General features: G+C 32.5%; 4 protein-coding genes. All 4 read left to right on the forward strand.

Features of this window, described 5'->3' with window-relative positions:
• Positions 1-1337, forward strand: a 1337-nt coding sequence (locus GSY74_RS09090) for a hypothetical protein (RefSeq protein ID WP_164664788.1), incomplete at its 5' end; no start/stop codon positions are given.
• A gap of 9 nt (positions 1338-1346) precedes the next feature.
• Complete coding sequence (locus GSY74_RS09095; protein WP_164664789.1) at positions 1347-2270, forward strand: glycosyltransferase; 924 nt, start codon at positions 1347-1349, stop codon at positions 2268-2270.
• A complete protein-coding gene (gene asnB / locus GSY74_RS09100; protein ID WP_164664790.1) occupies positions 2270-4093 on the forward strand; it encodes an asparagine synthase (glutamine-hydrolyzing) in 1824 nt (607 codons plus the stop codon). Before GSY74_RS09095 ends, asnB begins: the two co-directional genes overlap by 1 nt.
• Positions 4090-4314, forward strand: a 225-nt coding sequence (locus GSY74_RS09105; RefSeq protein ID WP_223157521.1) for a hypothetical protein, incomplete at its 3' end; no start/stop codon positions are given. The genes asnB and GSY74_RS09105, both read left to right, overlap by 4 nt.

Raw genomic sequence — 4314 nt, forward strand, 5'->3', positions numbered from 1 at the left:
AAGTAGAGAGTGAACCTATGCTGAAAACAATTAATAATATATATCTGATTATATCAATACTACTATATTCAATATTAGCTCAAGATAGTTCTACCAAATATCTGTTAATAAGTTTTCTCTCAATATATAGTTTTTTAAGCTATTTTGCTGTTTTATCTCTAAACAATAGTGATTTTAACTCTCATACAAAATCTGTTCTTGCAATGGAAGTATTTGTCTATAGCTTTATATTCGTTGCTGCATTTAACTATATCTCATATTTTTACAATAATAACTTTTTTGTATTTAGTGAATCTGATGCGATGGGTTATCATAAGTATGCCAAGCTAATGGTTAATATGTCATCTTTGGGTGAGTCTATAGAGTTCTATTTGGAGTATTGGGACCCTGATGATTTAGGGATGGTGATGCTTCTATATCCACTATACCTTTTGTCTGAATCGAATTTAATGTTGAATGTTTTTTATCTATTTATAGGTGTTATTACAGCACTTAGTCTATTTAGTATCAGTCAACATTTTATGACAAAAAAGTATGCTTTTTTATCAGCATTAGCCTATTCGCTCTCCTCCTTTGTTCTATTTTTTCACTCAATAGGTATGAAAGAGAGTTTTATGATTATGTTAGTTGTTCTCTCTTTTGATTTCTATTATAGATTTATAGAGAGCAAAAGTATTTTTCATCTGACTGCTATGATAGTTTTTATGGGACTGTTATTTTTCTTTAGACCAGCGATTCCAGTAATAGTTGTAGTCTCTATAGTTTTAGGATTTATACTTTCAAAAAAAGGAGGTGTTATTTTTATTCTTGTATCTATAATTTTGATGAGTGATCTTATACTCAATGCAACATCTGTCTATACCGCTGGTGGAATAGATACACTCATTGAGATTAGAAGACTACAAGGAATGATAATTGGTGGAGTCCCTTTTACCTATGCTGTAAACATACTCTCTCAATCTGTTGGCCCACTCCCAACACTTTTATCAGAGGCAGCCATACCTACTTTTTATGGTCCAGGGTTAATATATAGAATCCTACTCGCTTTTCCATTTTGGTTAGGTGTAATATATATATATAGCACTAAAAATTATAAACTATATCCATTAACAATATTTATTGTTATGGAGATGGCTTCCCTAATATTTATATTGGATGGTTTTGAACTTAGAAAAGGTCTGCCTCATATCCCTTTTGTATTTGTTATAGCATTTTGGTTTTTGGATAAATATGATAGAAAAATTATTCATTTTAAAAATAAAAAAAGATTCAGAATATTTTTTAACTTCTCAATGTTTTTTTTCACATTGATAATTTTTTATTGGAATTTTAGATAAAGGAACGGAATGAAAATACTATTTGTAAGTAGTGGAAACAGTAAAACAGATATAAGCCCAGTAGTAAAGAATCAAGGCGAATCTCTTAAAAAAGAGAGTGTAGAGTTGAACTATTTCACAATAAAAGGGAGAGGGGCAAGAGGCTACCTTAACTCAATTTTTAAACTGAGGAGGCATCTAAAAAATAGCTCCTATGATATAGTACATGCTCACTACTGGTTGTCTGCTCTAGTTGCATCTTTGGCAGGAGGCAAAAATATTGTAGTCTCACTCATGGGAGATGATGTCAAAACAAAAAAATGGTATATTTGGATTATATATATATTCAAATATCTATCATGGTCAGCTATTATTGTCAAATCCAAAGATATGTATCTCTCACTAGGATTAAAAGATACATATATAGTTCCAAATGGTATAGATAGAGGTCGATTTAGACCAATCCCAAGAGAAATAGCACTAGAGAGAGTGGGATGGAGTAGTGAAAAAAAACATATTCTTTTCACCTCCGACCCTAATAGAGTAGAGAAAAATTTTAAACTTGCCAAAGATGCTTTTGAGTATATTGGAGATAAAAATTTAGAGCTACACTTTCTAAAAGATATACCCAATGAGGAGACTCCATACTATTATAACGCTTCATCTGTAGTTGTTCTTACAAGTCTTTGGGAGGGTAGTCCAAATGCTATTAAAGAGAGTATGTCTTGCAATATTCCAATTGTAGCAACTAATGTTGGTGATGTAATGGATGTTCTCTCACAAACAGATGGGTGTTATATCTCTAGTTATGACTATAGGGAGTTTGCATCTGATATAAAAAGAGCATTGAGTTTTGGAAAGAGGACAACAGGAAGAGCAGATATTCAGTATCTAAAGTCTGAGCTTATAGCTAAAAAAATCGTAGATATATATAAAAATGTAAAGGGTATATAATGTGTGGAATTGTAGGGAACATAAATTTCAACAACAAAGTTGTTGAGGAGAAAACTCTTGCTCAAATGATGAAAAAGATAAAACATCGAGGACCAGATGATGAGGGAATATTTATAGATGACTCTGTTGGGCTAGGTTTTGTTCGTCTGAGTATTATCGACTTATCCTCTGCTGGACATCAACCTATGTATAGTGATGATGAGCGTCTGGTTCTTATCTTTAACGGAGAGGTATATAACTATATTGAGCTTAGAGAGGAGCTTATTGCAAAGGGTTACAAGTTTAAAAGTAACTCTGATACAGAGGTGGTATTGAAATCATATCAGGAGTGGGGAGAGAAGTGCCTTGATAGATTTAATGGTATGTGGGCATTTGTGATATATGACAGAGAGACAAAAAAGATTTTTGGTGCAAGAGATAGGTTTGGGATAAAACCATTCTATTACTATAAAGATAGTGATAAATTTATCTTTGCTTCAGAGATAAAAGCGATAAAAGAGGTTGTTAATAACAGTTTATCTATTAATGACCAAGCTGTGTTTGACTATCTTACTTTTAACAGAACAGACTATGGAGATAGAACTTTCTATAGTGAAATCTATAAAATCCCACATGGACACTGCTTTACTTTAAACCCTAGTGGAGAGTTTAAACTTCGTAAATGGTATGATTTGAAGAGTAACTGCAACAAAGAGAGTATAGATGCCAAAGAGTATCAAGAGCTATTTACCTCTTCTGTGAAATTAAGAATGAGGTCTGATGTGCCTGTAGGAGTATGCCTTAGTGGTGGACTAGACTCATCTAGCGTCATATCTATAATCTCAAAAAAGTTGAATATAGAGGATATAAATAGCTTCTCAGCAGTCTATGAGAAGGGGCAGATAGGTGATGAGAGTGAGTTTATAGATGAGATGGGGTCATATCTAAAAAATATGAACTACACAACCCCAACTGCTAAATCATTCTATTTGGATATGCATGACCTTGTTAATACTCTTGATGAGCCAGTACCTACAACTAGTATCTATGCACAGTATGAGGTGATGAAGTTAGCAAAAAAACATGCATCGGTTACACTAGATGGACAGGGGGCTGATGAGCAGTTGGCTGGGTATCACTACTTTTATGGATTCTATTTCAAAGAGCTACTAAAAGGGTTATCTCTAGCTAAACTATCCTATGAGATATTTCATTATATCAAAAAACATAAATCTACATATGGATTAAAAACATTTCTCTTCTTTTTACTACCAGAGAGATTGAAAATCAATTTTAGAGTACAAAAGGCATCTTATATTCAGAATGATTTTTACAAAGATTACAATCAAAAAAGTGTTATTGCAGGGGAGTTATATGGCTCATCCACACTAAAGGACTCTTTGATTAATCACTTTGAGTATAAGCTTGAACATCTGCTAAAATGGGAAGACCTAAACTCCATGAGATTTTCTATTGAGTCTCGTGTGCCATTTCTTGACTATAGGCTTGTAGAGCAAACGCTATCTCTCTCTAATGATAGCTATATCAAAAAGGGATTGACCAAACATATCTTAAGAGAGAGTATGAAGTCAATTGTTCCCGAAAAGATTAGACTTAGATATGATAAACTTGGTTTTGAGACACCAGAAGATGAGTGGTTTAGAGAGAACTATTTTCAAGATATGATATTTGATATTTTAAACAACCCAACTAGTGAGTTCATAAGATATATAGATACCCAAAAAGCTCTCGATATGTATAGAGAACATTTAGATAGCAAGATAAACTGCTCCAAAGATATTTGGAAATGGATTAATTTAGATTTATGGTTAAAAAACCGATGAGTAGATTAAAAACATTAGAGAAAAAAAATTATGAAGATTGGAATAGTTTTGTAGATAGCTCCAATCAGGGTTCTATCTTTTCAAAGACATGGTATCTTGATGCACTTCAAATGGAGTATGAGATATTAATAGTAGAGGATAGAGACAGGATAGAGGCTGGTACTGTTTTGGCAAAAAATGAGATTAATATATACTCAAATCCAATGCTTGATAAATATTTA

The organism is Sulfurovum sp. bin170 (assembly GCF_010892395.1).
GTDB lineage: Bacteria > Campylobacterota > Campylobacteria > Campylobacterales > Sulfurovaceae > UBA1140.